This is a genomic window from Streptococcus huangxiaojuni (assembly GCF_040930515.1).
GTDB classification, from domain to species: Bacteria; Bacillota; Bacilli; order Lactobacillales; family Streptococcaceae; genus Streptococcus; species Streptococcus huangxiaojuni.
The window spans coordinates 39211-65352 of the sequence record NZ_JBFQEG010000008.1 but is presented as its reverse complement, the minus strand read 5'-3'; the positions used below and the strand labels follow the sequence as shown (position 1 = coordinate 65352).

The 26142-nt window shown below is 40.5% G+C and carries 25 protein-coding genes; 12 read left to right on the top strand and 13 right to left on the bottom strand.

All coding sequences use genetic code 11. The features are described 5' to 3' along the window. Positions 1 to 84: 84 nt before the first annotated feature. Positions 85 to 1776, top strand: coding sequence for an arginine--tRNA ligase (argS, locus tag AB3329_RS06295; protein WP_368394924.1), 1692 nt, complete (start codon positions 85 to 87; stop codon positions 1774 to 1776). 92 nt (positions 1777 to 1868) lie between these two features. On the opposite strand, the gene AB3329_RS06290 is transcribed toward argS, so the two are convergent. The 6 genes from AB3329_RS06290 to hisS form a co-directional block, all read right to left on the bottom strand. Next, positions 1869 to 2723, bottom strand: coding sequence for a YitT family protein (locus AB3329_RS06290; protein ID WP_368394923.1), 855 nt, complete (start codon positions 2721 to 2723; stop codon positions 1869 to 1871). A gap of 170 nt (positions 2724 to 2893) precedes the next feature. After that, entirely contained in the window at positions 2894 to 3829 is a 936-nt protein-coding gene (locus AB3329_RS06285; RefSeq protein ID WP_368394922.1) for a YitT family protein, read from the bottom strand. Next, positions 3822 to 5576 carry an aspartate--tRNA ligase gene (gene aspS / locus AB3329_RS06280; protein WP_368394921.1) on the bottom strand — a complete coding sequence of 585 codons (1755 nt, stop codon included), beginning with the start codon at positions 5574 to 5576 and terminating at the stop codon, positions 3822 to 3824. Before aspS ends, AB3329_RS06285 begins: the two co-directional genes overlap by 8 nt. A 151-nt stretch (positions 5577 to 5727) precedes the next feature. Then, positions 5728 to 6099, bottom strand: coding sequence for a hypothetical protein (locus AB3329_RS06275; protein WP_368394920.1), 372 nt, complete (start codon positions 6097 to 6099; stop codon positions 5728 to 5730). 67 nt (positions 6100 to 6166) lie between these two features. Next, on the bottom strand, positions 6167 to 6379 hold the full coding sequence (locus tag AB3329_RS06270) for a TMEM175 family protein (RefSeq protein ID WP_368394918.1): 213 nt from the start codon (positions 6377 to 6379) through the stop codon (positions 6167 to 6169). A gap of 166 nt (positions 6380 to 6545) precedes the next feature. Beyond that, positions 6546 to 7826 (bottom strand): histidine--tRNA ligase, encoded by a 1281-nt coding sequence (hisS, locus tag AB3329_RS06265; RefSeq protein ID WP_368394916.1) that lies wholly within the window; start codon positions 7824 to 7826, stop codon positions 6546 to 6548. Between the two features lie 169 nt (positions 7827 to 7995). Here hisS and rpmF point away from each other — a divergent pair, with 169 nt between their 5' ends. After that, entirely contained in the window at positions 7996 to 8178 is a 183-nt protein-coding gene (gene rpmF, locus AB3329_RS06260) for a 50S ribosomal protein L32 (RefSeq protein WP_067064562.1), read from the top strand. Between the two features lie 16 nt (positions 8179 to 8194). After that, positions 8195 to 8344, top strand: coding sequence for a 50S ribosomal protein L33 (rpmG, locus tag AB3329_RS06255; RefSeq protein WP_002262412.1), 150 nt, complete (start codon positions 8195 to 8197; stop codon positions 8342 to 8344). A 145-nt stretch (positions 8345 to 8489) separates the two neighbouring features. Here the strand turns inward: rpmG and AB3329_RS06250 are convergent, their stop codons facing one another. Next, the gene (locus AB3329_RS06250) at positions 8490 to 9011 is read right to left on the bottom strand and encodes a ClbS/DfsB family four-helix bundle protein (protein ID WP_368394913.1); all 522 of its coding nucleotides are present in this window, start codon (positions 9009 to 9011) and stop codon (positions 8490 to 8492) included. A gap of 311 nt (positions 9012 to 9322) precedes the next feature. Here AB3329_RS06250 and AB3329_RS06245 point away from each other — a divergent pair, with 311 nt between their 5' ends. From AB3329_RS06245 to AB3329_RS06210, 8 genes are all read left to right on the top strand, one after another. Then, entirely contained in the window at positions 9323 to 12313 is a 2991-nt protein-coding gene (locus AB3329_RS06245) for a type I restriction endonuclease subunit R (RefSeq protein ID WP_368394912.1), read from the top strand. Positions 12314 to 12651: 338 nt separating this feature from the next. Then, entirely contained in the window at positions 12652 to 13662 is a 1011-nt protein-coding gene (locus AB3329_RS06240) for a DUF6731 family protein (protein ID WP_368394911.1), read from the top strand. A gap of 26 nt (positions 13663 to 13688) precedes the next feature. Beyond that, positions 13689 to 14237 carry a hypothetical protein gene (locus AB3329_RS06235; RefSeq protein ID WP_368394910.1) on the top strand — a complete coding sequence of 183 codons (549 nt, stop codon included), beginning with the start codon at positions 13689 to 13691 and terminating at the stop codon, positions 14235 to 14237. Between the two features lie 12 nt (positions 14238 to 14249). Next, positions 14250 to 15449, top strand: a complete 1200-nt coding sequence (locus AB3329_RS06230; RefSeq protein WP_368394909.1) for a restriction endonuclease subunit S — start codon at positions 14250 to 14252, stop codon at positions 15447 to 15449. 15 nt (positions 15450 to 15464) lie between these two features. Next, a complete protein-coding gene (locus tag AB3329_RS06225) occupies positions 15465 to 16616 on the top strand; it encodes an HAD family hydrolase (RefSeq protein ID WP_368394908.1) in 1152 nt (383 codons plus the stop codon). A gap of 124 nt (positions 16617 to 16740) precedes the next feature. Next, complete coding sequence (locus AB3329_RS06220; protein ID WP_368394906.1) at positions 16741 to 17493, top strand: hypothetical protein; 753 nt, start codon at positions 16741 to 16743, stop codon at positions 17491 to 17493. Between the two features lie 72 nt (positions 17494 to 17565). After that, positions 17566 to 19167 (top strand): type I restriction-modification system subunit M, encoded by a 1602-nt coding sequence (locus tag AB3329_RS06215; RefSeq protein WP_368394905.1) that lies wholly within the window; start codon positions 17566 to 17568, stop codon positions 19165 to 19167. A 69-nt stretch (positions 19168 to 19236) separates the two neighbouring features. After that, complete coding sequence (locus AB3329_RS06210) at positions 19237 to 20277, top strand: alpha/beta fold hydrolase (protein ID WP_368394904.1); 1041 nt, start codon at positions 19237 to 19239, stop codon at positions 20275 to 20277. Positions 20278 to 20316: 39 nt separating this feature from the next. Here the strand turns inward: AB3329_RS06210 and AB3329_RS06205 are convergent, their stop codons facing one another. After that, positions 20317 to 20682, bottom strand: a complete 366-nt coding sequence (locus tag AB3329_RS06205; protein ID WP_368394903.1) for a MerR family transcriptional regulator — start codon at positions 20680 to 20682, stop codon at positions 20317 to 20319. 77 nt (positions 20683 to 20759) lie between these two features. On the opposite strand from AB3329_RS06205, the gene AB3329_RS06200 reads away from it, so the two are divergent. Next, positions 20760 to 21518: an SDR family NAD(P)-dependent oxidoreductase gene (locus AB3329_RS06200; protein ID WP_368394902.1), complete on the top strand. Its 759-nt coding sequence runs from the start codon at positions 20760 to 20762 to the stop codon at positions 21516 to 21518. 35 nt (positions 21519 to 21553) lie between these two features. Here AB3329_RS06200 and AB3329_RS06195 read toward each other — a convergent pair whose 3' ends face one another. From AB3329_RS06195 to AB3329_RS06175, 5 genes are all read right to left on the bottom strand, one after another. Then, on the bottom strand, positions 21554 to 22438 hold the full coding sequence (locus AB3329_RS06195) for a CPBP family intramembrane glutamic endopeptidase (RefSeq protein ID WP_368394901.1): 885 nt from the start codon (positions 22436 to 22438) through the stop codon (positions 21554 to 21556). Continuing rightward, complete coding sequence (locus AB3329_RS06190; protein WP_368394900.1) at positions 22431 to 23081, bottom strand: SdpI family protein; 651 nt, start codon at positions 23079 to 23081, stop codon at positions 22431 to 22433. The genes AB3329_RS06195 and AB3329_RS06190 overlap by 8 nt, the downstream gene beginning before the upstream one ends. Continuing rightward, complete coding sequence (locus AB3329_RS06185) at positions 23071 to 23349, bottom strand: autorepressor SdpR family transcription factor (RefSeq protein ID WP_067064593.1); 279 nt, start codon at positions 23347 to 23349, stop codon at positions 23071 to 23073. Before AB3329_RS06185 ends, AB3329_RS06190 begins: the two co-directional genes overlap by 11 nt. A 535-nt stretch (positions 23350 to 23884) precedes the next feature. Next, the gene (locus AB3329_RS06180) at positions 23885 to 24304 is read right to left on the bottom strand and encodes a YjdF family protein (RefSeq protein ID WP_368394899.1); all 420 of its coding nucleotides are present in this window, start codon (positions 24302 to 24304) and stop codon (positions 23885 to 23887) included. A 414-nt stretch (positions 24305 to 24718) separates the two neighbouring features. Then, a complete protein-coding gene (locus tag AB3329_RS06175) occupies positions 24719 to 26062 on the bottom strand; it encodes a replication-associated recombination protein A (protein ID WP_368394898.1) in 1344 nt (447 codons plus the stop codon). Positions 26063 to 26142 lie beyond the last annotated feature (80 nt).

Below are 26142 nucleotides of genomic sequence, written 5' to 3'. Positions count from 1 at the left end.
CCATACAATTTAGCAAGTGAGTCTCGTTTAATTTCAAGTTTTGTGTTAAAATAATGTGACTACTTATTTGAGGAGAAATGCTAGATGGATACAAAATATCTGATCGCCGAAAAAATTAAAGAGGCCGTTCCTGATTTAGAGCTGTCTGCTATCACAAATTTACTGGAGATTCCAAAAAATTCCGATATGGGAGACTGGGCTTTCCCAGCCTTTACTTTGGCTAAAAGCTGGCGTAAAGCGCCTCAGATGATTGCTTCAGAGATTGCTGAAAAAATTGATTCCGAACATTTTGAAAAAGTCGAAGCTGTAGGCCCTTATATCAATTTCTTTTTAAACAAAAATAAGCTTTCAGCGGATCTTATCGCGCAGGTTATCTCACAAGGTTCTGATTATGGCCGGCAAGATCTTGGAGAAGGGCGCAGTGTGACAATCGATATGTCCAGCCCCAACATTGCCAAACCCTTTTCAATCGGACATCTGCGCTCTACGGTTATCGGAGACAGCCTGTCAATGATTTTTCAAAAGTTGGGCTACCAAACCATTAAAATCAATCACTTGGGTGACTGGGGCAAGCAGTTCGGACTGCTTATTTTAGCTTATAAAAAATGGGGACAGGAAGAGGCTGTGAAGGCCCATCCTATCAAAGAACTGCTTGAACTCTATGTCCGTATCAATGCTGAAGTTCAAAACCATCCTGAGCTGGATGACCAGGCGCGTGAATGGTTCCGCAAACTGGAAGCCGGAGATGAAGAAGCCCTGGAACTTTGGCAGTGGTTCCGAGAAGAGAGCCTGCTTGAATTCAGCCACCTTTATGACCAGCTGGGAGTCACTTTTGATAGTTATAACGGTGAAGCTTTCTATAATGATAAAATGGCGGAAATCATTGACCTCCTGACTGCTAAAGGACTGCTTCAAGAGTCTCAGGGAGCACAGGTCGTAAACCTTGAAAAATATGGAATGGAGCACCCTGCCCTTATTAAAAAATCCGACGGTGCTACACTCTACATCACACGCGATTTAGCAACAGCCCTCTACCGCAAACGTCAGTACCAATTTGCTAAATCGATTTATGTAGTCGGAAATGAACAAGCTGCTCATTTCAAACAGCTCAAGGCCATTCTTAAAGAAATGGGCTATGACTGGGCTGATGATATTGTTTACGTTCCATTTGGTTTAGTGACTAAAGGCGGCAAAAAGCTGTCCACACGTAAAGGAAATATTATCCTTTTGGAACCAACCCTTGCTGAAGCCATCAAACGGGCAGCAGACCAAATCAATGCTAAAAATCCTGATCTTGCTAATAAAGACGCTGTTGCTCATGCTGTTGGAGTAGGAGCCATTAAGTTTTATGACTTGAAATCCGACCGAATGAATGGCTATGATTTTGATTTGGAAGCAATGGTTTCCTTTGAAGGTGAAACCGGCCCTTACGTTCAGTATGCTCATGCCCGCATCCAATCTATCCTGCGAAAAGCCGCCTTTTCACCAAATGCTGCTGCCACCTACAGCCTTAATGATAAAGAAAGCTGGGATATCGTTAAACTGATTCAGGCATTCCCTGATGTCATCAGTCGTGCAGCAGATCGATTTGAGCCTTCCCTCATTGCTAAACATGCTATTCATTTAGCTCAAAGTTTCAATAAATACTATGCCCACACCCGTATTATTGCAGAAGATGCTGAACGTGACAGCCGGCTTGCTCTTTGCTATGCAACAGCCACTGTGCTCAAAGAAGCGCTGCGTTTGCTTGGAGTTGAAGCGCCAAATGAGATGTAAATATAGGGGATTTCCTTTTTATTGCTTTCCCATTAACAAACAGAGCAAAGCGTGATAATACGCTTTGCTCTGTTTTTTTACTCAAGACACCCTTATCGTTCATAACGCCGTCTTCGGATTTTAAAATCTGAACTAATGACTTCATCAACATCAATAATGGAAATAAAGGCATCCGGATCTAAACGTGCTAAGATAGCCCTAACACTTCTGACCTCCCCAGGGTTGAGAACCACATAAAGGACTTTTCGCTCCTGACCGGAGTAGGCCCCCTGCCCCTGCAAGTATGTCACGCCTCGGTTAATTTCCTGAAGAATAGCTTCTGCAGCCTCTGTAGATCGGCTGGTGATAATAATCATGCCTCGGACAGAGTAACCGCCATTTTGAACGATGGTCAGCACTTGACTGAAGACAAAACTGGCAATCAAAGTGTAAAGCATATGCTGCAAATCAATATAAACCAGAGAAGCAGTGAGAACCAGAGCGTCAATAAAAAGTAGGGTTTGAGCGAGCTTGAATCCCATTTTCTCTTCAAGAAGACGCCCTATGATATCAGTCCCTCCAGTTGTGGCACCATAGCGAAAAACAAGTCCGCTCCCTGCTCCGGAGAATAAACCGGCAACAACCGCCACCAACATCATATCGTGCTCCAGTACAATCTCCAAAGGAATCTGCTGCCAAAACCACATAAAAAAAGACATCAGCAGAGTCCCGTAAATGGTTAAGGTCAGTGCTTTTCTGCCCAGAACTCTAGTCCCAATAATAAAAAGCGGCAAATTGAAAAGGAAAGCTGAGTAGGCAGGATTGATCCCCCATAAAGAGTGCACAATCAGTGTTACCCCAGCAACACCCCCCTCTGCCAGTCGGTAGGCCATATTCAATTTGACAAAACCAAACGTGTAAATAGCAACACCTAAAGCAATGACAAATAAATTTCGAATTCTCTTCATATCCACCTCCTGCTCTATAATTTTTATCAATTTTTTATAAACACACAAAAACCAGCCCCACTGTTACGCTTAAGAGCTGGATAAACCTGCTTTCCCGACTGCTCAAAAAAGGCTGGCAGTCTGCTGCTAAACTATTCTAACTATCATTTACGAAGGCTTAAAGCCGCCTGCTAATCATCCACAAAACGTCCCATAATTTTAACATTTTCAGCAATGGAAACAAATGCATCAGGATCAGCTTTGTCCATAAGATGTTTAAAATCCTGGTATTCAGCCCGCGTAATAATGGTGATTAAAACGGCTTTTTTCTCATGATTATAGGTTCCTTCAGCATCATTGATACTGGTCACACCGCGATTGAGTCTGCGGTGGATTTTCTGAGTCACCTGCTCCGGCCGATTGGTAATAATCATGGCCTGCATTTTTTTCTGCTTGGTAAAAACGGCATCCGTAACACGGCTGGACACAAAAATCGTTACCATAGAGTATAGGGCGTACTGCCAGCCAAAAAGAAGGCCGGCAAAAATCATAATCAGACCATTGATTAATAAGGAGATACTCCCGACGTCCCGCCCCGTCTTTTTTCGAATCAGAAGGCTAACAATATCGGTTCCCCCGCTGGAAATATTAGTCCGCAGACCATAGCCCACTCCTAGACCCATGATTAAGCCGCCAAAAACAGCATTAAGCAGAGGATCCTCCGTCAGAACAACAATGGGCATCAGCTGAATAAGCAAAGCACTAAAGGTTACCGTAAAAAAAGTAAAAACAGTAAATTTATGACCAATCTTCCGCCAAGCTAATAAAAGGAGAGGGATATTGATAGCATAAAAACTGACAGCAACTGGGACAGCATAACCAGTCAGCCGTCCGCTTAGAGCAGAAATAACCTGAGCCAGCCCAGTCGCCCCGCTGGAGTAAACATGTCCGGGCTGAAAGAAAAAGTTGACTGCAATACTGGAGAGCAAGCCGTAAAGCAAGGCAGCGGAAAGCTTCTCGGTATATTTTTCCCGTGAAATACTCTGCAGCGTCTTAAAAATTCCGCCTTTTTTGGCCCATTTATTAATAAGGAAATGAAACCTTTGCAAATAAACCTTTTTATTCATCTTCATGGTAATTAATGTTTAGGGCAAGTTCTTTAAGCTGGTCTTCTGAAACAGAACTCGGGGCCTGTGTCAGGGGATCAGCAGCCCTGTTATTCTTAGGAAAGGCGATAACTTCGCGGATATTATCCTTACCTGCCAGCAGCATGACAAAACGGTCGAGACCGATAGCCAGACCGCCATGCGGCGGAAAACCATAATCCATTGCTTCCAGCAGAAAACCGAACTGCTGTCTGAAGGATTCTTCTGAAAATCCAAGTGCTTTAAACATTCGTTCCTGCATATCTTTCTGGTTGATACGCAGACTTCCGCCGCCCAGCTCATAGCCGTTCAAAACAATATCATAGGCGATAGCACGCACTTTTGCCAGGTCTCCTTCAAGTTCTTGGGCAGAATCTTCTGTCGGCAGAGTGAAAGGGTGGTGAGCTGACATATAGCGTCCCTCTTCTTCTGACCACTCAAACATCGGCCAGTCTATGACCCAGAGAAAATTAAACTTGGACTTGTCAACCATGTCAAGTTCTTTAGCTATACGGACTCGCAAGGCACCGAGAGTATCATTGACAACATTGAGCTTATCAGCTACAAAAAGCACCAAATCATTATCTGCAAGCTGTAAAGCTTCTGTCAACTTATCCTTGGCTGAGCCTAAAAACTTGGCAATAGAGCCTGTAAAGGTCCCATCTGCACTTTTTACCCAAGCAAGACCCTTGGCTCCAAACTGCTTAGCAAAGTCTGTCAGCTTGTCAATATCTTTACGGGAATACTGATCGGCCTTATCTCTGACAACAATCGCCTTGATGGCAGGGGCTTCTGAGAATACTTTGAAATCAAGTCCTTTGACAAGTTCTGTCACGTCTTGTAAAAGCATGTCAAAGCGTGTATCCGGCTTATCAGAGCCATATTTATTCATAGCGTCATCATAAGTCATACGCGGAAAGGGCAGCGCCACATCAATCCCCTTGACATCTTTCATGACTTTAGCAATCATTCCTTCAGTGATCTCCTGAATTTCCTCTTCAGTCAAAAATGATGTCTCTAAGTCCACCTGCGTAAACTCAGGCTGGCGATCTCCGCGGAGATCCTCATCGCGGAAGCATTTGACAATTTGATAATAACGGTCAAAACCAGCATTCATCAGCAATTGTTTGATAATTTGCGGACTTTGCGGCAAAGCGTAGAAATGCCCCTGACTAACACGGCTCGGCACCAAGTAATCCCGTGCCCCTTCAGGCGTTGACCTTGTCAGCATCGGCGTCTCAACATCAAGAAATTCAAGGCTGTCCAGATAATTCCGTATAGAATGTGTCACCCTTGCCCGCAGCTTAAAATTTTCCAGCATTTCAGGACGACGAAGATCAAGATAGCGATAGCGCAGACGGTTATCATCGCTCACATCCACACCATCCTTGATTTCAAACGGTGTTGTTCGAGCTTCACTGAGGATGGTAAGAGCTTCTACCTTCAGTTCAACAGATCCTGTCGGCAGATTGTCATTCGCCTGTTCCCGCGCTTCAACAGTACCAGTCACTTCAATGACAAATTCACTGCGGAGTTTTTCGGCTTCTGCAACCACTGCAACAGGAGCTTCTTTAGGATTGACAACCAGCTGCATAAGGCCTTCACGGTCCCGCAGATCAATAAAAATCAGTCCTCCCAAATCGCGGCGGCGGTTAACCCAGCCTTTTAGGGTGATTTGACGGCCAATGTGCTTACTGCGAACACGGCCTGCATACATCGAACGTTCCATAGTTAATATCCCAGAGCGAACTTAACTGACCGACTTGTCAGAGCTCCATTCCTTTCATCGCTACATTTTTCACTTCTACTATTATAGCAGAATGCAGACAAAAACCCCACCCATGCAGGGGAGTTTTTTAAGTTTTTTGACAGTGGCAGGCTTAACTTTTCTCTTTCTGCAGCCGCAGCTTCTTTGAAAGCACCTGCCGCAGTTCCTCTTTATTATTCAAGATAGTGTTCAGGCCTTTATCACGATTATAGTTAGCCCAGAAATCCACCAGAGGAAGCAGCAGATAAACATAAACACCTACCCGGCTGAAACAGCAGGCTAGCACTAATACTATAAGGTGTGAGGCAAAAGTGAGAAGGAGGCGGCGATGGTAGAAACGGTGGATCTTTTCAGAAAAATCCCCCTTGACCCAGTGATGCCCCAACTCAATAATCGGAATAGCATTTAAAAAACACATCACCAGCAGATTCAGTACACCGAAAAACAAGACGGACAGCAAAGGATTAGCATAAGTAACCAACATTTTAATAGCCAGAGGGAAAAGGGTTAAAAGAGCATGCAGGCCAACATCTGCAACAAAAGCTTCCAGTTTAGTAAATGGGAGAGATGAGTGTTAGTTTTGTCCTGCGGTACCACACATTAATTAAAAGTATAAAGCTGATCAGATAGAGGCTGACTTCTTTCATAAAGTCGGGAAGTTCCTCTGCAGTCTCCGGCGCTGAAATCCCCAAAACCAAGATTGTCATAATGATAGCAATGATAGCATCACTAAGAGTGTCAAAGCGCTCATAAATTTTTTTCATCTTCTCAAATCCTTTCTTGACTGCTCCTCTATTGTAGCATATAAAGGCCAGAGCGTGCTCTCGAAAGAATTGGCAAAAGACCCCAGCTCTTTTAGAACAGCAGAAAACGGGGTTTTGTTTCATGAAAAAAGGGCCTAGGCCCTTTTAGTTACAAAATCGATTCCCCTTAGGAGAGTACCTTTTCGAAAATAGCCGCAAAATCAGTGACTAGATCCTCAAAACTTGCTCTGACTTCTTTGCGTGTGGCATTGTTTTTAATTGTAATCTGTCCTGTCTCTACTTCAGTTTCCCCCAAAGTAATAACAGCCGCTGCCCTAAAGCTATCAGCCGACTTGAACTGCGCCTTAATCTTACGTCCCAGATAGTCGCGTTCAGCTGAGAAGCCCTGCCTGCGAAGTGCCTGAACCAATTCCAAAGCTTTGCCGTTAGCTTTTTCACCCAAAACTGCAATGTAAACATCTAAGTTCTCTTCAACAGGGAGCTCAGTGCCTTGTTTATCAAGAATAAGCAGTAAACGCTCCAGACCAAGACCAAAACCAAAACCAGCGGTTTCAGGTCCTCCAAAATAGTCAACCAAGCCATCATAACGCCCTCCGGCACAGATAGTCAGCTCAGATTTCCCGACTTTGGCCATAAACTCAAAAATCGTGTGATTGTAGTAATCAAGACCGCGTACCATATTCGTATCAATCACATAAGAGATAGCAAGCCCTTCAAGCATTTCGCACACAGCAGCAAAATGCACCTGCGACTCTTCATCAAGATAATCAAGAATGGAGGGCGCATGAGCAACTGCAGCCTGATCTTCTTCCTCCTTAGAATCCAGAACACGCAGCGGATTTTCCTCCAAGCGGCGCTGGCTGTCTTTTGACAAGCTGTCACGCATGGGCGTCAAATAATCAATCAAGGCCTGACGGTAAGCTGCACGGCTGGCAGTATTCCCAAGACTGTTAAGATGCAGGGTCACATCCTTGACACCCAATGCGCTGAAAAGCTGATAAGCCATAGCAATTGTCTCCACATCAGTTGCCGGATTTTTAGAGCCAAAGCACTCCACCCCGATTTGGTGAAATTCGCGCAGGCGGCCTGCCTGCGGACGTTCATAGCGGAACATCGGACCCATATAATACATCTTGACCGGTTTTTGCACTTCCGGAGCAAAGAGCTTATTTTCCACATAAGAACGCACAACAGGCGCTGTCCCTTCCGGACGCAGCGTAATGTGGCGCTCTCCCTTATCATAGAAATCATACATCTCTTTGGTCACAATATCAGTTGTGTCGCCGACCGAACGGCTGATAACCTCATAATGTTCAAATATCGGTGTCCTAATTTCGCCATAATGATATTTTTTAAAGGTTTCACGCGCAACTGCCTCAACATACTGCCACTTAGCACTGTCTGCAGGCAGAATATCCTGTGTGCCCTTTGGTTTTTGTAACTGCATAATTAAATTCCTTTATTCCTAGTCTTCTCTATTTTAACATGTTTTTATAAAATAGCGGAGCTATTTTTCTAAAAAATCTGTCAAGTAACTTTACTTTACAAAAAAGATGTGCTATTATATTAAAGTTGATGAAAATCAAAGAAACCATTCGAAAGGAAGAATAAAGAAAATGGCAGTACCTGCACGTCGCACATCAAAAGCGAAAAAAAATAAACGTCGGACACACTACAAACTGACAGCTCCAGTTGTAAAATTTGACGAAACAACCGGAGATTACTCACGTTCACACCGTGTATCCCTCAAGGGCTACTACAAAGGACGTCAAATCGCCAAAGCTAAAACAGCTGAATAAATAGAAAGGAAACCGTATGCGCGTCAATATAACACTTGAACACAAAGAATCCGGCGAACGCTTGTATCTGACTTCTAAAAACAAACGTAACACTCCGGACCGTCTTCAGCTGAAAAAATACTCACCAAAATTGCGCAAACACGTGATTTTTACTGAAGTGAAATAAGACATTAAAAGAAAAGCCTGTGAAACAATAGTTTCTAGGCTTTTTTCTTGCTTGAAATGGCATTGTCTGCTTAGCATTATCTCCCTGTTCAGGCATCTTCTGAACCGCACTTCTATATCATCATGCTTTCTTAATTTTAATGGCATTATTTTAAAACAATTTTCTTCCACTTACGAATCTTAGTTCTGAATGTTCCAAAAGGAGCTACAGTATTAATGTGAATAAACTTATAAACTTCCCAGACCGCATTCTTGGTTGCTCCATCAGCCCATTTGCGCATATGAGGTTTAAATAAAACGTCTTCCCCCATTGAATCAATCATGTCACATATAGCATACACATTGCTACTAAGCAGAACTGTGAGTTCTTTAATTGTTAAACCAGCATAGGTGTCAGTAAAATACTGATAGAGCTCCCCAAGTTGATTCCACTTAAATGTTTCAGTAGGTGTTTTAACTTCTAGCCCCTTAAGTTCATCTGATTCCCATTTTAATAATAGAGTAGTCCATCCAACCTGATAAGCTAGATTCTCCGCCGGTGTCCTGTCAACCTCTTCGATTCTTAAATCTTTCAAATCTTCGGGAATGTCATCAAATTCAGCAATATACTTTTTATATGACCTTAATACTTCTTCCTTAAGTTGATCTTTATCCTCATATGTCCTCATTTTTACCTCCCTTGATACAATCAGATTCATTGTATCATAATCATTACTATTATCCTTAAAAAACACGGCTTTTACAAGGAATATTCTACCGTCAATTTTTCAAACTTTTCCACGGTTTTTCTCAGGCTATCTTTTTATTTCTTAATCATATGAAGATAAACACACTCGATTTCCTTAGCCTTAAGCCCTGTTCGTTATCGCTGTTTTTAAATCATTTTTATCATTTTTTTATTAGAAATTGTGAATAGAGGCATTCAACATATGCTATAATGAAAAATAGAATTATAGATTTAGATTAGGAAGCCAGCCAAATGCAATACACAGGTGAAACTAAATTTGAAAAACAGTTGATTGATCAGCTCTCATCAGGTGAAAGTCCATGGACTTATCGGGGTGATTTGAAAATAGAAGCAATGCTTTGGGATAATTTTTTTGCCAAACTAGCGCAAAATAATGTTGCTGTTTTAAATGATGTCCCTCTGACCGAACAGGAAAAAGCTCAGATTAAAAATCAGCTCAACTTTGTCAATTATTATGAAGCCGCCAAATGGCTAGCAGGGGAAAACGGTATCGCCAAGGTTCAAGTCCAACGTGAAGACGTCAGTCTTGGTACGATACGCCTTTCTGTCATTTGGCGCGATAATATTGCAGGCGGAACTTCATCATATGAGATTGTCAATCAGGTGGAACGGCCTAAAATCTCTCCGGCCGACCAAGACAGGCGTTTAGATGTGACGCTCCTCATCAATGGTCTGCCTATGATTCAGATTGAACTCAAAAATCATCAACATCCCTTTATGGATGCCTTTCGCCAAATCGTTAAGTACGATCGAGAAGAAAAATTCCGCGGCATCTATGCCAGCCTGCAAATGTTTGTAGCATCAAACATAACTGAAACCCGCTATATTGCAGCTGCTAAGGAAAACAAGCTCAATGATCAATTTCTGACCAAGTGGGTGGACAAAGATAATCAGCCAGTCATTGACCTTTTCGCTTTTGCCGATCAGGTCCTGACCATCCCGCGTGCCCATCAAATGGTCATGCAATATTCAATTATCGACGATGCTAAGAAGGCCTTGATTCTGCTGCGGCCTTATCAGATTCATGCGATTGAAGCTATTCAGACAGCCAGCAAACACCAACAATCAGGCTATGTCTGGCACACAACAGGTTCGGGCAAAACCCTGACCTCCTACAAAGTAGCCCGCAATCTTTTGCAGATCCCATCCATTCAAAAGACCATTTTTGTGGTGGACAGACGAGATCTTGACCAGCAAACTACATCAAGCTTTCTCTCCTATGCTGCTAACGATATCGTTGACATTGATGAAACGGACAATACCCAGCAATTAGTGAAACGCCTATCGGCTGATGATAGGCGTGTGGTGGTGACAACCATTCAAAAAATAAACACTATGTTGCGCAAAATAGAAGAAGGCAAATACAAGCGTGAAGCCAGTAAAATCAAACAGCTTCATGTTGCTTTTGTTGTGGATGAATGCCATCGCGCCGTCACCCCTCTGGCTCAAAAAACTATTTCCAAATTTTTTATCAACAGTCTTTGGTATGGCTTTACAGGAACACCGATTTTTGTAGAAAACAAACGCAGGCAAGTCGGTGATTTGGCCCAAACAACGCAGCAGCAATACGGTTCACGGCTGCATGAATACACGGTCAAAGAAGCCATTCATGATAAAGCAGTTCTAGGCTTTCGCATTGACTATAAAAACACCTTGATTACCGACAGGCCAGAAGAAGATATTCCCGATGAGATCTATGAATCTGAAGACCACATGCTGACAGTCTTGGACGCTATCATCAATCAATCCCGAGGCCAACTGGGCTTTCAAAATGGTGTCGGAAAGACTTATGCTGCGATTTTGACAGTCAAATCCATTGCCATGGCGCAGAAATATTATGACCTCATCAAGCGGGTCAAGGAAGGAAAAACGTCCGTTACCATTTCAGAGCGTGTGAAACAGGTCCTGCCTGATTTTCCCAAGGTGACCATCACCTACTCTGTGACGGAAAATAATGAGGATTCGACCCTCAACCAAGACAAGATGAAGCTTGCCATTGATGATTATAACCAAAACTTTGGTACCCACTATACTATATCTGAACTTAGGGCCTTCAACAGCGATGTCAATGACCGCTTAGCCCGTAAGAAAGATAAGTACCTCTTTCGTGAGGAACAGCTGGATCTGGTTATCGTGGTCAACCGTCTCTTAACAGGCTTTGATGCGCCTTGCCTCTCGACCATTTTCATCGACCGCAAACCTATGCAGCCTCAAGATTTAATACAGGCCTTTAGCCGAACCAATCGTATCTTTGATGGCCCCAAAAAGTACGGGCAAATCATCACCTTCCAGACCCCTCATCTTTTCAAGGATGCTGTAGACAATGCCCTACGCCTGTATTCCAACGGCGGCGAAAATGACGTCCTAGCTCCTGAATGGCCGGAAGAGCGCGCTAACTTTGATGAAAAATTAGCCAATCTCCAAACTCATATCTCGGATGAACCCGATTTAGGCATCGATATCGCCAACGCCAGCACTGAGCTGCTCAAGAAATTTGCCAAAGCGTATCAGGAATTTGACAAATACTTTGCCTCCATCCAAGTTTATTCAGAGTATAATCAAGAGCAAGTCTTTGCGGAAACAGGCCTGAATCAAGAGCTCATCGAAAGTTACACTGGCACTTACCAAAATGTCATTGATGAAATCAGGCGCCGCAGAGAAGACGGAGACAACGGTGATGAACCGATTGATGTTATGTATGAATTAGAATCTGTCCATGTCGATGATATCAACTACGAGTACATTATTTCTCTGATACAAGCCTTCATTCCTCAATCAGACGGGGAAAGCAAAGAGCTGAGCACTAAGGATATTGAAACTGTGGACAGCTATATCGCTAATCTCTCCAAGACCAATTCAGGGCTGGCCCAAATCATTGCCAACCTTTGGTTGGAAATTCAGATGGACCCTGAAAGTTATCGCGGCAAATCTATTGCCAATATTCTAGACCAGATGATTGAATCAGTTATTGACAATGAGGTCCGCAAACTGGCTAAGAAATGGTATATGGGCTACGATCAGCTTCTCTATCTGGTCAAGCACTACCGCAAAGGATCCGATAAGCAGCTGGGAGAAAGCGAACTCAGCAGCAGCCAGCGCTACAAAGATTACAAAACGGAAGTGGCCGAAGCACTTAACCCCCTCAAATACAAAATCCAAATCAAAAAAGACTACACCAAACTCATCGAAGAAGTCATCGAACCACTGAGAGGGAGAAGGTAACTCAAGATACAAAGAACCGGTTCGCTTTAGCGAAAATTCCTGACTGAAAAATAGGGAATTGGCACTGTTTGCTTGCAAACAAGACAAGTCATCTTTTTTCCGAAGGAATTAGGTTTGTGTTCAGTTATCAAGATACAAAGACCGTTAAGCGACTCAAAGAAAAATAGGAAAGTTGACGCTGATGCAGCAGGCATCTAGGAGACTTTATCTTTTTCCACAGAGTCGTAGGCGAGTTCAGTTTGGATATCTCGATTTCGATCTTTTAAGGTATGTTCATTTTATATGCCTATAATTAAGCATAAAATTAAAATGCGTAAGTATTATTAAGGAAAGAGTTTATGAAAATTCAATATTACAATGTTTTTCTATATAAAAATGGGGAAAAAACAAATTATGATTTGTCAAAGTTAATTGATTATCTGAGTGAAAGAAATCCGGTGGAGCGAACGGTTAAGTTAGGTAGTCAAAATATATTATTTTTACATACGGTAAGACAACCTCTAATTGGTAAGAATATTGACGGAACAACAAAAGAAAATCATGAATTTTTAACGCAAAATAGAAGTTTTTGGTTAGGAAAATATCGTACAGATAAGCCATATGAAGGTAAAATTGGTGAGGAAGAATTAAAAAAAATTGATGGTGATTTATTTGAACCTAGTTTATGTCTCTTAATTCCCTCTTCACATTTATTTTTAATGGAAAATAAATTTTTGGGGCCTACAATAAAACAGGTTGAAGAATACTTCGAAAGTTTTTTAAAGCCATTAATAAATGATAATAAATTTAAAATTCGTTTTGAGGCTATAACTAGAGAAACTTTAAGAGATTTAATACCAGCTTCAGAAAGTATCAAATCACTAACGGTTACTATACATAATGAAGCATTCCAACTGTCAAATTTATTTCCTGATATTGATCAACAGAATAAAACTCTTTTAGAAAAATTATTTGGTAATTTAATTGAAGTATCTAATCAATTAGATATAAATACTACGACAGTAATGTTTAAAAAAGGTAGATTTAAACGTGAAATGAATGTGTCTAAGATTGATAAAATATTAAAATTAATGAATGTTTCTGATAAAAATTTAAAATCTGCTAAAGTAAAATTTAAAAATCCGAGAACTCATAGCATCGAAGAAATCGATCTTAAATTTGATGGTTTTCATGTAACCGAAAAAACCACTCAAAGATATTCTAGTTTTGAGATGTTGGCTAATTTAATGACAGAGCACTATTATGATGATAGAAATGCAGATAAAGATAATGAGTACTTAAAGTATGGTAATTTGACGATTTGCAGTGATTCCGACTTTGACTATAGAGTTTCAAATACAATTGAATAATAAAATTTTAGAAAGGATGTCATCGCTTGTCAAAATTAATTAGGTTTATAGATCGATTCTTTTGGTTGATAATCATTCTTTCTATTACAGTAACTATTTTATTTTTTAAAATATCAAATAGCTTTAACAATTTTTATCAATGGTTTAAGGATATTTCTTATACGAATAATTCGAATTTAGTAACAATTTCTACTGTATTTATTGGAATATACTTCTCTCTATATACATTTTTAACATCAGCTAATGTTGATTCATTTCTGACAAATTTTTCTTTAAAAGATTTTAAAAAGTTAATACGGATGATAAATCATGGTTTTTTATCTAGTTTTTCAATTGTATTATTATCGTTCGTAAATAAAATTATTTTCAGTCTTTTAAATGAGTGGTATATATATTTTTTGTTTATAGTTTTTGTAGCTCTTTTTGGATCCGCTATTCAAATTGCATTATACTACACTCTGATTTTCAAAAATGATTTAGATTATAAATTTAATTCTTTGCAAAAACAAAAGGAAGAGTCTCAAATGGACTCAGAGTTAAGAAAAAAATTAAAAAGATATTTAGATAGCCAATAAAAGAGGAATATAATGAATAGGAAAAATATACCAAAACTAAGATTCAAAAGTTTTGATAATGAATGGGAACAAGAGATTCTTAGTAATAAAGCAACAGTTATAATGGGACAGTCACCAGATTCTCAGAATTATACCAATAATCCTAACGACTATGTTCTTGTTCAAGGAAATGCTGACTTAAAAGATAAGAAAGTTTTTCCACGTGTGTGGACAACACAAGTTACTAAGACTGCAGAATCGGGCGATATTATTCTTAGTGTTAGAGCACCAGTTGGAGATGTCGGTATAACGAAATTTCCAGTGGTAATTGGCCGCGGAGTAGCAGCTATCAAAGGAAATAATTATATTTACCACTTGCTTGATAAATTGAATATTTCAGGATTCTGGAATAAATATAGTACAGGGTCAACGTTTGAATCAATTAGTTCAAATGATATAAAGAATGCAATTGTTAATTTCCCCTCCCTCCCCGAACAATCCGCGATCGGCACTCTCTTCCAAACGCTTGACGAGCTGTTATCTGCCTATAAGGATAATTTGGCCAACTATCAAGCCTTTAAGGCGACCATGCTGTCCAAGATGTTTCCAAAGGCAGGACAGACTACGCCTGAAATCCGCTTAGATGGATTTGATGGCGAGTGGGAGGAGAAGAAGTTGAAAAATCTCTCAACTCATCGTGGAGGAACAGCTATAGAAAAATTTTTTGATGAGAAAGGTATTTATAAAGTTATATCTATTGGAAGTTATGGAGTAGACAACAAATATTTCGATCAAAATATTAGAGCAATTTCAAATGAAGTGACTGACAGCAGAATTGTTCACAAAGGTGAATTGACAATGGTATTAAATGATAAAACATCAAATGGTACAATTATTGGACGATGTTTACATATTGAACATGAAGGAGTTTTTGTAGTTAATCAACGAACTGAGATTATTTCTCCCTCTAGTGAATTTGACTCATTTTTCGCTTATGTTAGTTTGAATGGACCGTTTCGAGAAAAGGTGAAAAAGATAGTACAGGGAGGGACTCAAATTTATGTTAACTATTCATCTGTTGAAGAACTAACATTGTTTGTTCCAACATTAACTGAACAACGTGCCATCGGTGCTTTCTTCGCCAATCTTGACGACTTAATCGCTTCTCAGCAAACCAAAATTGCAGAGCTTGAAACTTTGAAGAAAAAACTCTTGCAGGAAATGTTTGTTTAAAAAGAGAGGTAATATATGACTTTGAAAGAGAAGAACGATTTACCAGTTATTGCTATTTGCTATGACTTTGATAAAACCTTGTCACCTGATGATATGCAGGCTCAGGGGTATATTCAATCCATTGGCTTTGATGTTAATGAATTTTGGACAAAATCAAATGGAAGAGCAACTGAAAATGATATGGATCAAAATCTTGCCTATATGCTTACTATGAAGGAGGAAGCGGAAGGTAAGGTTCTCTTCACTAAACATGAACTAGCAAACCATGGTTCAAAAGTTAAGTTATTTCCTGGTGTTGAGGAATGGTTCGGTAGAATTAATGCTTATGGCCTGCAAAAAGGTGTAAAAATTGAGCACTATATTATTTCATCAGGTTTGAAAGAGATGATTGAAGGGACAAGTATTGCAGGAGAGTTTGAAAAAATATACGCAACATCATTTTATTGTAATGATAAAGGAGTTGCAGTTTGGCCTGCACAGGTCGTAAACTATACCAATAAAACTCAATTTTTATTTAGAATATCAAAAGGTGTCTTGAATGTTAATGACCAAGCGGTAAATGATTATTTTGCTCCTGAAAACATAAGAGTTCCGTTCCGAAATATGGTTTACATTGGTGACAGTGACACAGATATTCCTTGTATGAAATTAGTTAACTCTAAAGATGGGTATTCTATTGGTGTTTATAATCCAGATAAAAAAGATAAAACCAAAGTCTACAAAATGATGAGAGATAACAGAATTAGTTATTATGCTTCAGCGGATTACAGTGTCGGCTCAGAACTCGATAAGCTAGTCAAATTAATCATTGATAAAACCGTTTATAACGAGCAACTCCAGAGAATTCATTATGGTCTGGAATCTGAAATGAAATCACAGGTCGATGGTAACATAAAAGAAGACTATTCTTTAGAAAAGAAAGAACTTATCAGTGAGTTAGATGATAGTACGAATTTTTTGCAAACGCATGGTATCATAAAAAGATTGTCGAAATTTGATAATTGGAGTGATGACGAAGTAGAAACTCTCTTGAAAATTGCCATTGACAACGGACAGGTTGGCAGGATTTTAGGAGATCCGGATTTAACAGATTTTTATACTAAGATACTGAATGACTATGATTTAGACAATCCAAATGCTAAAAAAGTGAGGGAGAAAATAGAGTGAGTTTTTCTAAGCCTCTATTCACAAATGTAGAACAATGAAATAAGTAAAAGATTGGGTACAGCCATCTTAACGTTATCAGACTAGAAAACAAAGAATTCTAATAACAAAATTGAGGGATAAACTTATGGTATCAGTTACGCAAAGGATTAGTGCAATCAAGCAGCCTAGAGGTGGTTATCTGCCTTCAAAAATGTTTGCTGTTCAAGAGTTAACAGATGGTAAAGAACTGAATGAGGTTGAAAATCTTCATGCAGTCCTTATTGGAATCTGTGTTGATTATCTGACAAGATTCATGAATGGTGCTGCAAAAGAAGAGGCTTTTAGGGTTTCTTTGGCAGGAGCTATATTAATTGAAAAGCATAAAATAGCTTCTAAACTTTTAGATGGAGTTATTGGGCTTGATGATTCTTCAATCATTAATGCATGTAAATTATCTGGTTTCGATGTTGTTTATAGGTTGGGCAGAGCAAGGTACAAGCCAGTTGAGGAGATTAGTCCAGATAAGGCAACTATTGACAATATTCGGATTATGGTTGAGAGGAGCCTGGCATTTCTTGAAAAATTTGGACCAGTTAAGAAAGATGGTTTCAGTTTTGAAGGTGGCTATACTGACACTATTGATAGTGGTGATGGTGATTTCTTGACAGCAGATACCTTGTGGGATTTTAAGGTGTCAAAACGTGATATCAATAAAGACCAGACCCTTCAATTACTTGTTTATTACCTTATGGGTGTCAATTCAATTTATGATGAATTTCAGATGATAGATAAACTGGGAATTTTCAATCCTAGACAAAACAAGGTTTACTTGTTGAAAATTGATAAGATTCCTGACGAGACAATTGAGCTAATTTCCAGTGACGTTATTGGATATTGATTATCTTATTAACTTGACCAACTGAACAGCTCTGCCATTTGACAACAAACTTAAACAATAGAAAGAACACACATGGAACAAACACAAACCTCCCAAGCGCTCTATCAGGCGTTGTGGAATTCAGCGGATGTGCTCCGCTCTAAGATGGATGCCAATGACTACAAGTCCTACCTCTTGGGCATGGTCTTTTACAAGTACTTATCAGATAAGATGCTCTTTTTCGTGGCGGAGACCATGGAAGAGCCGACGGAGGACTTGCAGGAGGCCCTGTCCCTTTATCGGGGTTACTATGAGGACGAGGAGACCCATGCGGACCTGGTCGCTGTGATCAAGGATGAGATGAGCTATGCTATTGCGCCGGACTTGACCTTTACAGCCTTGGTTAATCGGGTCAATGAAGGGACCTTCCAGCTGGAGGATTTGGCACAGGGTTTCCGCAATATCGAGCAGGACGATGAGCTCTTTGAAAACCTCTTTGAGGACATTGACCTCTATTCTAAAAAGCTAGGCGCAACCCCGCAAAAGCAAAACCAGACCATCTCTGGAGTCATGAAAGAGTTGGCAGCTCTCGATGTCGCTGGGCACGCTGGTGATATGCTGGGGGATGCCTATGAATACTTAATCGGCCAGTTTGCGACAGACTCAGGTAAGAAGGCAGGGGAGTTTTACACCCCTCAGCCCGTCGCCAAACTCATGACCAGAATCGCCCTTTTAGGACGCGAAGATAAGAAAGGTTTTACCCTTTACGATGCGACCATGGGGTCTGGCTCTCTGCTTTTGAATGCCAAACGGTATAGCCAAGAGCCAAATACCATTTCCTACTTTGGTCAGGAGCTCAACACCTCAACCTACAATCTGGCGCGCATGAATATGATTCTGCATGGGGTGCCAATTGAAAACCAGTATCTCCACAACGCTGATACTTTGGATGAAGACTGGCCAACGACAGAGCCGACCAACTTTGATGGCGTTCTGATGAATCCGCCCTACTCAGCTAAGTGGTCAGCAGACAGTGGTTTCTTGCAAGATCCCCGTTTTTCAGCTTTTGGAGCCTTGGCGCCTAAATCCAAAGCAGATTTTGCCTTTTTGCTGCACGGTTATTACCATCTGAAACAAGATGGGGGTGTCATGGCTATCGTCCTGCCGCACGGTGTTCTTTTCCGAGGCAATGCTGAAGGCAAAATCAGGAAGCACCTCTTGGAAGAAGGGGCCATTGATACGGTGATTGGCCTGCCGTCAAATATCTTTTTTAACACCAGCATTCCAACTACAGTCATTATTCTTAAGAAAAACCGCACCGACCGTGATGTTTTCTTCATCGATGCCTCCAAGGAATTTGACAAAGGAAAAAATCAAAATCTGATGACGGATGCTCACATCGAGAAGGTTTTAGAGGCTTACAAAAATCGCCAAAATATAGATAAGTTTGCCCATCTGGCCAGCTTTGAAGAGATTAAGGAAAATGATTTCAACCTCAACATCCCCCGTTATGTGGATACCTTTGAAGAGGAAGAAGTGGCACCGCTATCTGAGATTGTGACCAATATCAACCGAACCAACCAAGAGATTGCGGAAAAGACCTCTGCACTGATGGATATGCTAGGCCAGCTTAAAGGGACCACACCAGAAGCCAGACAAGATCTCCAAGCACTTCTCAATAACTTTAAAGGCTAAGAACAGATAAAAAAGCAGCTGTTTCTGAACTACAGCGACAGATATCAGCTATAATCTGGAGGAAAGCAAATGACTTATTCTTATCAAAACCCATACATCTACCTATCAGGACAGCTCACAAATAAAAAACTAATTCAAGCAGGCTTCACTGAAAACACCTATGACACGGGGGAAGTTTTACTGAACTATATCGTCGGACCGAACAAGGGCCCCTGTTTGCTGCTGCTTCCTGCTCAAATGGGGACATGGGAGAGCTACAAAAAAGTCCTGCTGCCGCTATCACAGCATTTTCATGTCTATGCTATGGACATCAGAGGACACGGAAAATCAACATGGACACCGGGACATTATTCGTGGAAAATTATAGGAGCCGATTTAAAAGCTTTCATTGAAAATGTTATTCAAGAAACTGTAATGATTAGCGGAAATTCTTCCGGCGGGATTTTAGCACTGTGGTGTGCAGCCAATATCCCTGACAAGGTGTCTTCCATTGTGCTGGAGGATGCTCCTGTTTTTTCGGCGGAAATGCCGCGTTTCAAAGAAGAGGACAGATTTGTCTATAACGGCTTGAAACATCTTGTTGAGCAGATTGGCACTATTGAAGACAGAGACTTGGCAGACTACTTTAAAGGTATGGAAATACCGGCCTCTGACAAACGGATAAAAAGAATCCCAGACTGGTTTGTCAACTGGCTTTCTAAGAAAATCAGACGTTTTCAGAATGCTCATCCCAATATGCCGGTAGAAGTTGCCTTTCCAGATAGTTTAAGATTACTGATCAAATCTCTATCCATGTTTGATCCGGATTTTGCCAGAGCTTTCGTAGACGGCCGCTTTTATGAGGGAATCAATCACGAAGAAGCCTTAAAACAGACCGCCTGCCCTATCCTTTTCTTACATGGAGACTGGAAAAGAGATGAACGTTACGGGCTGATTGGGGCATTAGATGAGCATGATGTCAAACACATTACAGACTTGGCACCACAAACTATTTATAAAAAAATTTCGGCCAATCATGTCATTCATTCTTTTAAGCCGAAAACATTTGTTAAAGAAGTGACTGCCTTTTACAAAGGACAAAAAATTCAAACCAACTCAAAAAGCCTGTGAAACAACATTTCCAGGCTTTTTATACTGCTTATAGTGAGATTATTTCAGCCTATCAATCTCCTTTTCATAAAACGCAATCTTCTCCACCAGTTTCTCTCTGTTTTTCAGCAAGCTATCAATATTGCCGTCTAAAAGGTCTAAATGAGACTTTAACAGCTCCAATCTTTCAGAGTAAGTTGCATCGCCTTTTAAACGCAAGTCAGAGTAGCGTCTAATCTCTTTGATAGGCATACCAACTTTTTTTAAGCGCTGAATAAACTGTAACCATCTATAATCACTCTGATTGTAACAGCGTCTGTTCCCTTCATCGCGTTTTGGTACTATGAGCCCTTCCTTTTCATAATATCGCAGTGTATGTATACTAAGTTTTGTCAGTTTTGACATTTTGCCAATTGAATAATGCATTTTTTCTCCTTTTGACTTGACCTAGAGTACACTCTAGATACTATAATTAGTATAGCTTAAAAAGGAGGAATTTAAAAATGCCAGTCACTTTAAAACAATATGTATGCATCACCGGAGCCAGCTCCGGCATCGGTTTGGAAGCCGCAAAAGCGTTCGCCGGTCTTGGCTTTCATCTAATCTTAGTCGCAAGACGCCAAAAACAGTTAGAAGAACTGAGAAAAGAATTGCTGCAGCAATACCCAGATTTGGATATTCTTGTAAAAAGCCTTGATTTATCAATCCCAGACAATGCTTATCAACTGTACAACAGCTTAAAAGGCTTTCATATCACTGTTTGGATTAACAATGCTGGATTTGGAAATTATGACAGCGTCGCTCATCAAAATTTAGAGAAAACTTCTGCAATGATTCATCTGAATATTGAGGCTTTAACTATATTATCCAGCCTTTATGTCAGAGATTACCAAGACATTGACAGCAGTCAGCTGATCAATATTTCTTCCCGAGGAGGCTATATGCTGGTAGATAATGCTGTCACTTACTGTGCAACAAAATTTTATGTCAGTGCCTTTACGGAAGGACTGGCATTAGAAATGAAGAACAACCGCCACAGCTTACAGGCCAAAGTGCTTGCTCCAGCTGCTACTCAAACAGAATTCGGCAAAGTTGCCAGTGATTCAAGCAGCTATAACTATGATGACCATTTCAAGCAGTATCACTCTGCTAAAGAAACGGCTGATTTCCTCATCCAGCTCTATAAAAGCGATAAAACTGTCGGGCTCGTCGATGTAAAAGATTTTAGCTTCCACCTCAGTCAGCAACTATTCAACTATTAAGGTTGACAATTATACTGTTTCCATAATAAGGAAGATTAGTTTTCATGATTTTTGTAATAATATTTCAGATAAACCCATATACTGCATGATAATAAAGGAATGCCTCCCAGTAATCCTATTGGAAGCGGGCCGAAAATCAGGTCATTCATAAAAGCGGGTTTTAAAAAATACAGGCCAAATACTGCCGCATTAACTGAACCGTGCATGAGAGAGGGGGCCCATATACTTCCGGTTTTGGCAAAGATCCAGTCCAGCAGGACAGCAAAAGCTGTTGTAAAGACAAGAAAGAGCAGGCAGCCAACTACAGGGTAGCCCCAGTAGTCTGTCCCGTATTCGTAGCCAAAAAACATAATCGGCCAGTGCCAAATGCCCCAAATCAAGCCAGAATAGATAACCCCTCTTTTTAGACCGAACTTTTCTTTGAGATAGCTGTGCATAAAGCCGCGCCAGCCAACTTCTTCCCCAAGTGCCAATAACATGTTGACAAACGGTGCGAAAAGAGTAGCAGACAGTGAGGTCAGAAAGGCTAGAATAAAGGGTGTCAGCCCGCCTGCCTCTAAAGCTGTCAGCTGTTCTCTACTGAATTGTGATGTAATATAAGGAGCTGTTGCATCAAAGGCCTGAGGTTTAACAGCAAAATACAATATTGCCCCTAAAGCCGCTAAAAGCACTGGTAAAAACCATGCAGTCAGGAAAAACAGCCATTTGTTATTTCTTAAAGGGATCTGCCACCCTATCTCTTTTAAGGGAACTTTAGCTGCCAGCACCCCTAAAAAGGGACAGTACATAGCCAACAGCAACAGAATGGTAAAAAACAGATGGCGTCCGTTTTGATAAAAAATCCCAGCACCAATCTGTAAAAGCCATGCCAGAACAAATGTTGAGAGGAGGTAGCGCTTGAATGTTTTTGTTTCAGTCATTTTCATTATTCACCTTCAAACGATTCAGCCTAAAAGAATAAACAGTCGGCACCAAGATCATAACAGCTAATGCCGCAGTCAGTATATACGGGAAAAAAAGCTGCAGAAAACTTTCTGTAAAGATAATAAACCCGCAGATAACCCATATTTTCCCAGCCAGTCGATGTGTTTTATTCCAGTTTTCCTCATCATCTAAGGTCCATGGAAGTCTGATACCGATTGAATAGTTCTGCCTGATTTTTGGCATATAATTGCCAATACCTAAAGCTAGACTCCCCAGTAACAATCCGGACAGAAGCATCGGGTTAATCAGGAAACCTAAAGAGGAACTGTAAACAGCAGCCATCACAAAGAGTGAGGTCAGCGGAACAATCCAATAAATAAGCAAAGCCGGTTTAGAGCTGATATTTTTCGCTTTAGGGTCATAGGAGGTGAAATAAACCACAAAAAGATGTGTCCCTAAAAGCAGCAGAGGCAGACCGAAAACGGTAAATAATTTACTGTTAAAACCATTAGCTCTTCCTGTAAAATCAAAATGTGTAGCCATAGTATCAGGCAGTTTCGTCCAATAAATGATACCAACCGCAACTGGTAAAAGAATAATGAGTGAACTGAGAATTAACACTTTTCTATTAATTTTCATTATCGCTGTCCCCCTTTAAATCAATCAACCATGTCATAATATCCTCTATTACTGACGTATTAAGTTCGTAGTAGATAAAATTTTTTTCCTTTGTCTCTCGTATCAAGTCGGCCTGCTTCAGCACACTGAGATGATGGGAAATAGTTGCTCCTGAAAGATCAAACTGAGCGGATATTTCCCCTGCTGGCAGGCTGCCGGCTTTTAAAATCTCCAGAATCTCTCGTCTGACAGGATTTGATAGGGCTTTAAAAGTTGTTGCAAAGCGCATCTTCCCACTCCTTTCTCAATCTATTTAGAAAATATTCTAAATAGATTGTAGCCTTCTTGTGGTATTTTGTCAACACTTAGTCCCCAAAATTTTAACTGAGACAGCCAAGAAAAGCGACAGCTTCCTCAACAAAATAATACAGCGCCCCTAGAACAGACAAAAATCCATTCTTTGCGGCGCTGCATAAAGTTAGCTGCTTTTATATCTTATTTGTCAATATAGGTTCAGAAAGTTCTTGGGCAAGAGGACACAAATAGCCTTATCTTTTAAAAACTGCAAAAGCACACATGTTGCAATATAAAGCAATAAGTATTTCCCCCTTACTGTTTTCTGCTAAATAAGCCACCTAGCTAGCTCTACAAACATGTTCCAAATAAAAGGTAGCATTTTAAATCGATTATCCAATAAAAATGTGAAGCCGCTATTCTTATCTTTCAAAAAAAATCTGAAGCCTGCTGCCTCAGATTTTTTTGGGAAACTAATATACGTTTTAGAAAAGCAGTATGACACCCCTTTTTCTGTTAAAGCGATTATTCTAGTGTCCCTTTCTTTTTTGCTGATGTTTCTTCTGCTTTAACTGATAGCGACGCTCTTTCTCCGCTAGACGCTGCTGTTTGCTGAAGGTCTTTTTCTCTTTTTTCAGGTTATCCTGCATTTTTTGCATAGCAGCTTGAGCTTTAGTTGAAACAGCAGGTTTGTTTTTTGCTTTGCTTATTTCTCTCTGCAGACGCTTAGGATTCTTTTTCCTTTTTGCTGCTTTAGAAATGGGGTTCTGTCCTTCAAGATGATCATAGCGATTCAGCAGTCTCCCTAGAGAGAAGTAAATAAAATCAAGAACCTCTTCGTCCTTAGGTTCTTTTCCAAATACATAACGAAAAGCTTTGTAGCCTTTCTTATCAGAATATTCTACCAGCCCTGACCAAAAAACACCATCAAAATAGACTGTTAATTTCATACAGTCCCCTCCTTATGTAAGGTACCAAGCTCGTGCAGACACAAAAGGAAAGTAAGAACCTACCGAAGAATCCTCAAAATTCTAGGTTGGCTCTCTTTTCCCCGCAGCGTTTACGCACGGTTCAGTTCCTCAAGAAATTAGCAAGGGACGACCTGGAGGGAAGGTTACTGACGTTTTTTAACGCTTGCAGACTACCAACTGCAATGTGTTTTTATGCTGTCTATTATTATAGCACAATTTTAAGTTTGGACAGGTTTCATTTTATAGACTGGCAGCAAATATTCGAGCACTCTGACTGCTGATAATAACACTAAATGTTCCCTGTTAACTAAATAGAAAACGGGATCAAACAGTGTCTGCCCTTGAAATGGCTTTAATACCGAGCCGGGGCAAATAATTAAAAACTGCTAACAGCTATTTCTCGCTGCTAAAATGGGGGTCATGTTTTTGTTTCCACTCTTTGATATAGTCCAGCCGCTGTTTGATTTTAGCCTCATTGCCTTCTTGTGTTGGTTTATAATAAGTGTGATTGCTGATACTTTCAGGGCGTGTGGGCATCGTTGTCAGCTTGTCTTCGTAAAAATGTGCCAGCTGATAGCCCTTCCCATAACCGGCCTCTTTCATCAGTTTAGTGCTGGCATTTCGCAGATGCAGAGGAACTGGCTCATCAATCGTTTCCTTAATGTCTTTTTTGACAGCCGTTCTGGCTTTATAAACAGCATTGGATTTGGGTGCCAAGGAAAGATAAATCACACACTGCGTCAGATGAACATCACATTCCGGCAGACCGATATAGCGGCAGGCCTGAAATGTATTGATAGCCAGATTTAAGGCACTATTGTCTGCTAAGCCGATATCTTCACTAGCAAAGCGGATTAAGCGGCGTGCAATGTAGACCGGATCCTCACCGCCGTCAATCATTCGCCCCAGCCAATAAATAGCAGAATCCGGATCACTGTTGCGCATTGATTTATGGAGAGCTGAAATAATATTATAATGCTCTTCGCCGTCTTTATCATAATAAGCCGTCTTTTTATCCAGTAGCTCTTCAAGCAGGTCTTCCGAGACTGTAACCTGACGTCCTCTTTTATCACCATTAAGAATCAGCATCTCTAAGGTATTGAGAGCCGTTCTGGCATCTCCGTTAGAATAAATAGCAATTTGTTTTAATAAATGAGATTTTATGTCAATCTTAAGCTCCGGAAAGGCCTGTTGGGACTGTAAAACACTTTCCAGCAAATCGATGATATCAGCTTCCTCAAGCTGTTTTAAAATAAAAACACGCGTTCGCGACAGCAAGGCAGAGTTGACTTCAAAAGAAGGGTTTTCTGTTGTTGCACCAATCAAAATTATACTGCCTTTTTCAACATAAGGGAGGAAAGCATCCTGCTGCGCTTTATTGAAACGATGGATTTCATCGATAAAAACAATCGTCCGTTCTCCTAAGAGGCGATGTTCTTCTGCCTCGTTCATAATTTTACGGATTTCTTTGATACCGTGCATGACTGCGCTAAATGTGATAAACCTTGATTTTGTTTTTTTAGCAATAATTTCAGCTAAAGTAGTCTTACCCACACCGGGCGGCCCCCAGAAAATCATAGATGAAATCTGATCTTTATCAATCATTTCTCTTAAAAACTTTCCAGATCCGACAAGATGCTTTTGACCGACAAAATGGTCTAAATCCTGCGGACGGACACGGCTGGCCAAAGGAGCGGCCATATCCATTTCTTCTTCAAAAAGTGATGATTCCTGCATTGTTCTCTCCTTAAAATTCACAAACATATAAGTAAAGCTTTAGACAGCCACTATTTAAAAGCTACAGGCTTACCGAAACT

What these genes read in the sequence shown, in the direction of transcription:
- AB3329_RS06250 (WP_368394913.1), bottom strand. Translation starts at nt 9,011, where the DNA reads ATGAGGACATATGAGGATAAAGATCAACTTAAGGAAGAAGTATTAAGG.
- AB3329_RS06185 (WP_067064593.1), bottom strand. Translation starts at nt 23,349, where the DNA reads ATGCGCTTTGCAACAACTTTTAAAGCCCTATCAAATCCTGTCAGACGA.
- AB3329_RS06285 (WP_368394922.1), bottom strand. Translation starts at nt 3,829, where the DNA reads ATGAATAAAAAGGTTTATTTGCAAAGGTTTCATTTCCTTATTAATAAA.
- AB3329_RS06215 (WP_368394905.1), top strand. Translation starts at nt 17,566, where the DNA reads ATGGAACAAACACAAACCTCCCAAGCGCTCTATCAGGCGTTGTGGAAT.
- AB3329_RS06270 (WP_368394918.1), bottom strand. Translation starts at nt 6,379, where the DNA reads ATGAAAAAAATTTATGAGCGCTTTGACACTCTTAGTGATGCTATCATT.
- AB3329_RS06200 (WP_368394902.1), top strand. Translation starts at nt 20,760, where the DNA reads ATGCCAGTCACTTTAAAACAATATGTATGCATCACCGGAGCCAGCTCC.
- AB3329_RS06220 (WP_368394906.1), top strand. Translation starts at nt 16,741, where the DNA reads ATGGTATCAGTTACGCAAAGGATTAGTGCAATCAAGCAGCCTAGAGGT.
- AB3329_RS06210 (WP_368394904.1), top strand. Translation starts at nt 19,237, where the DNA reads ATGACTTATTCTTATCAAAACCCATACATCTACCTATCAGGACAGCTC.
- AB3329_RS06275 (WP_368394920.1), bottom strand. Translation starts at nt 6,099, where the DNA reads ATGTTGGTTACTTATGCTAATCCTTTGCTGTCCGTCTTGTTTTTCGGT.
- hisS (WP_368394916.1), bottom strand. Translation starts at nt 7,826, where the DNA reads ATGCAGTTACAAAAACCAAAGGGCACACAGGATATTCTGCCTGCAGAC.
- rpmF (WP_067064562.1), top strand. Translation starts at nt 7,996, where the DNA reads ATGGCAGTACCTGCACGTCGCACATCAAAAGCGAAAAAAAATAAACGT.
- AB3329_RS06240 (WP_368394911.1), top strand. Translation starts at nt 12,652, where the DNA reads ATGAAAATTCAATATTACAATGTTTTTCTATATAAAAATGGGGAAAAA.
- AB3329_RS06225 (WP_368394908.1), top strand. Translation starts at nt 15,465, where the DNA reads ATGACTTTGAAAGAGAAGAACGATTTACCAGTTATTGCTATTTGCTAT.
- AB3329_RS06230 (WP_368394909.1), top strand. Translation starts at nt 14,250, where the DNA reads ATGAATAGGAAAAATATACCAAAACTAAGATTCAAAAGTTTTGATAAT.
- AB3329_RS06245 (WP_368394912.1), top strand. Translation starts at nt 9,323, where the DNA reads ATGCAATACACAGGTGAAACTAAATTTGAAAAACAGTTGATTGATCAG.
- AB3329_RS06290 (WP_368394923.1), bottom strand. Translation starts at nt 2,723, where the DNA reads ATGAAGAGAATTCGAAATTTATTTGTCATTGCTTTAGGTGTTGCTATT.
- AB3329_RS06190 (WP_368394900.1), bottom strand. Translation starts at nt 23,081, where the DNA reads ATGAAAATTAATAGAAAAGTGTTAATTCTCAGTTCACTCATTATTCTT.
- rpmG (WP_002262412.1), top strand. Translation starts at nt 8,195, where the DNA reads ATGCGCGTCAATATAACACTTGAACACAAAGAATCCGGCGAACGCTTG.
- aspS (WP_368394921.1), bottom strand. Translation starts at nt 5,576, where the DNA reads ATGGAACGTTCGATGTATGCAGGCCGTGTTCGCAGTAAGCACATTGGC.
- AB3329_RS06205 (WP_368394903.1), bottom strand. Translation starts at nt 20,682, where the DNA reads ATGCATTATTCAATTGGCAAAATGTCAAAACTGACAAAACTTAGTATA.
- AB3329_RS06195 (WP_368394901.1), bottom strand. Translation starts at nt 22,438, where the DNA reads ATGACTGAAACAAAAACATTCAAGCGCTACCTCCTCTCAACATTTGTT.
- AB3329_RS06175 (WP_368394898.1), bottom strand. Translation starts at nt 26,062, where the DNA reads ATGCAGGAATCATCACTTTTTGAAGAAGAAATGGATATGGCCGCTCCT.
- AB3329_RS06180 (WP_368394899.1), bottom strand. Translation starts at nt 24,304, where the DNA reads ATGAAATTAACAGTCTATTTTGATGGTGTTTTTTGGTCAGGGCTGGTA.
- argS (WP_368394924.1), top strand. Translation starts at nt 85, where the DNA reads ATGGATACAAAATATCTGATCGCCGAAAAAATTAAAGAGGCCGTTCCT.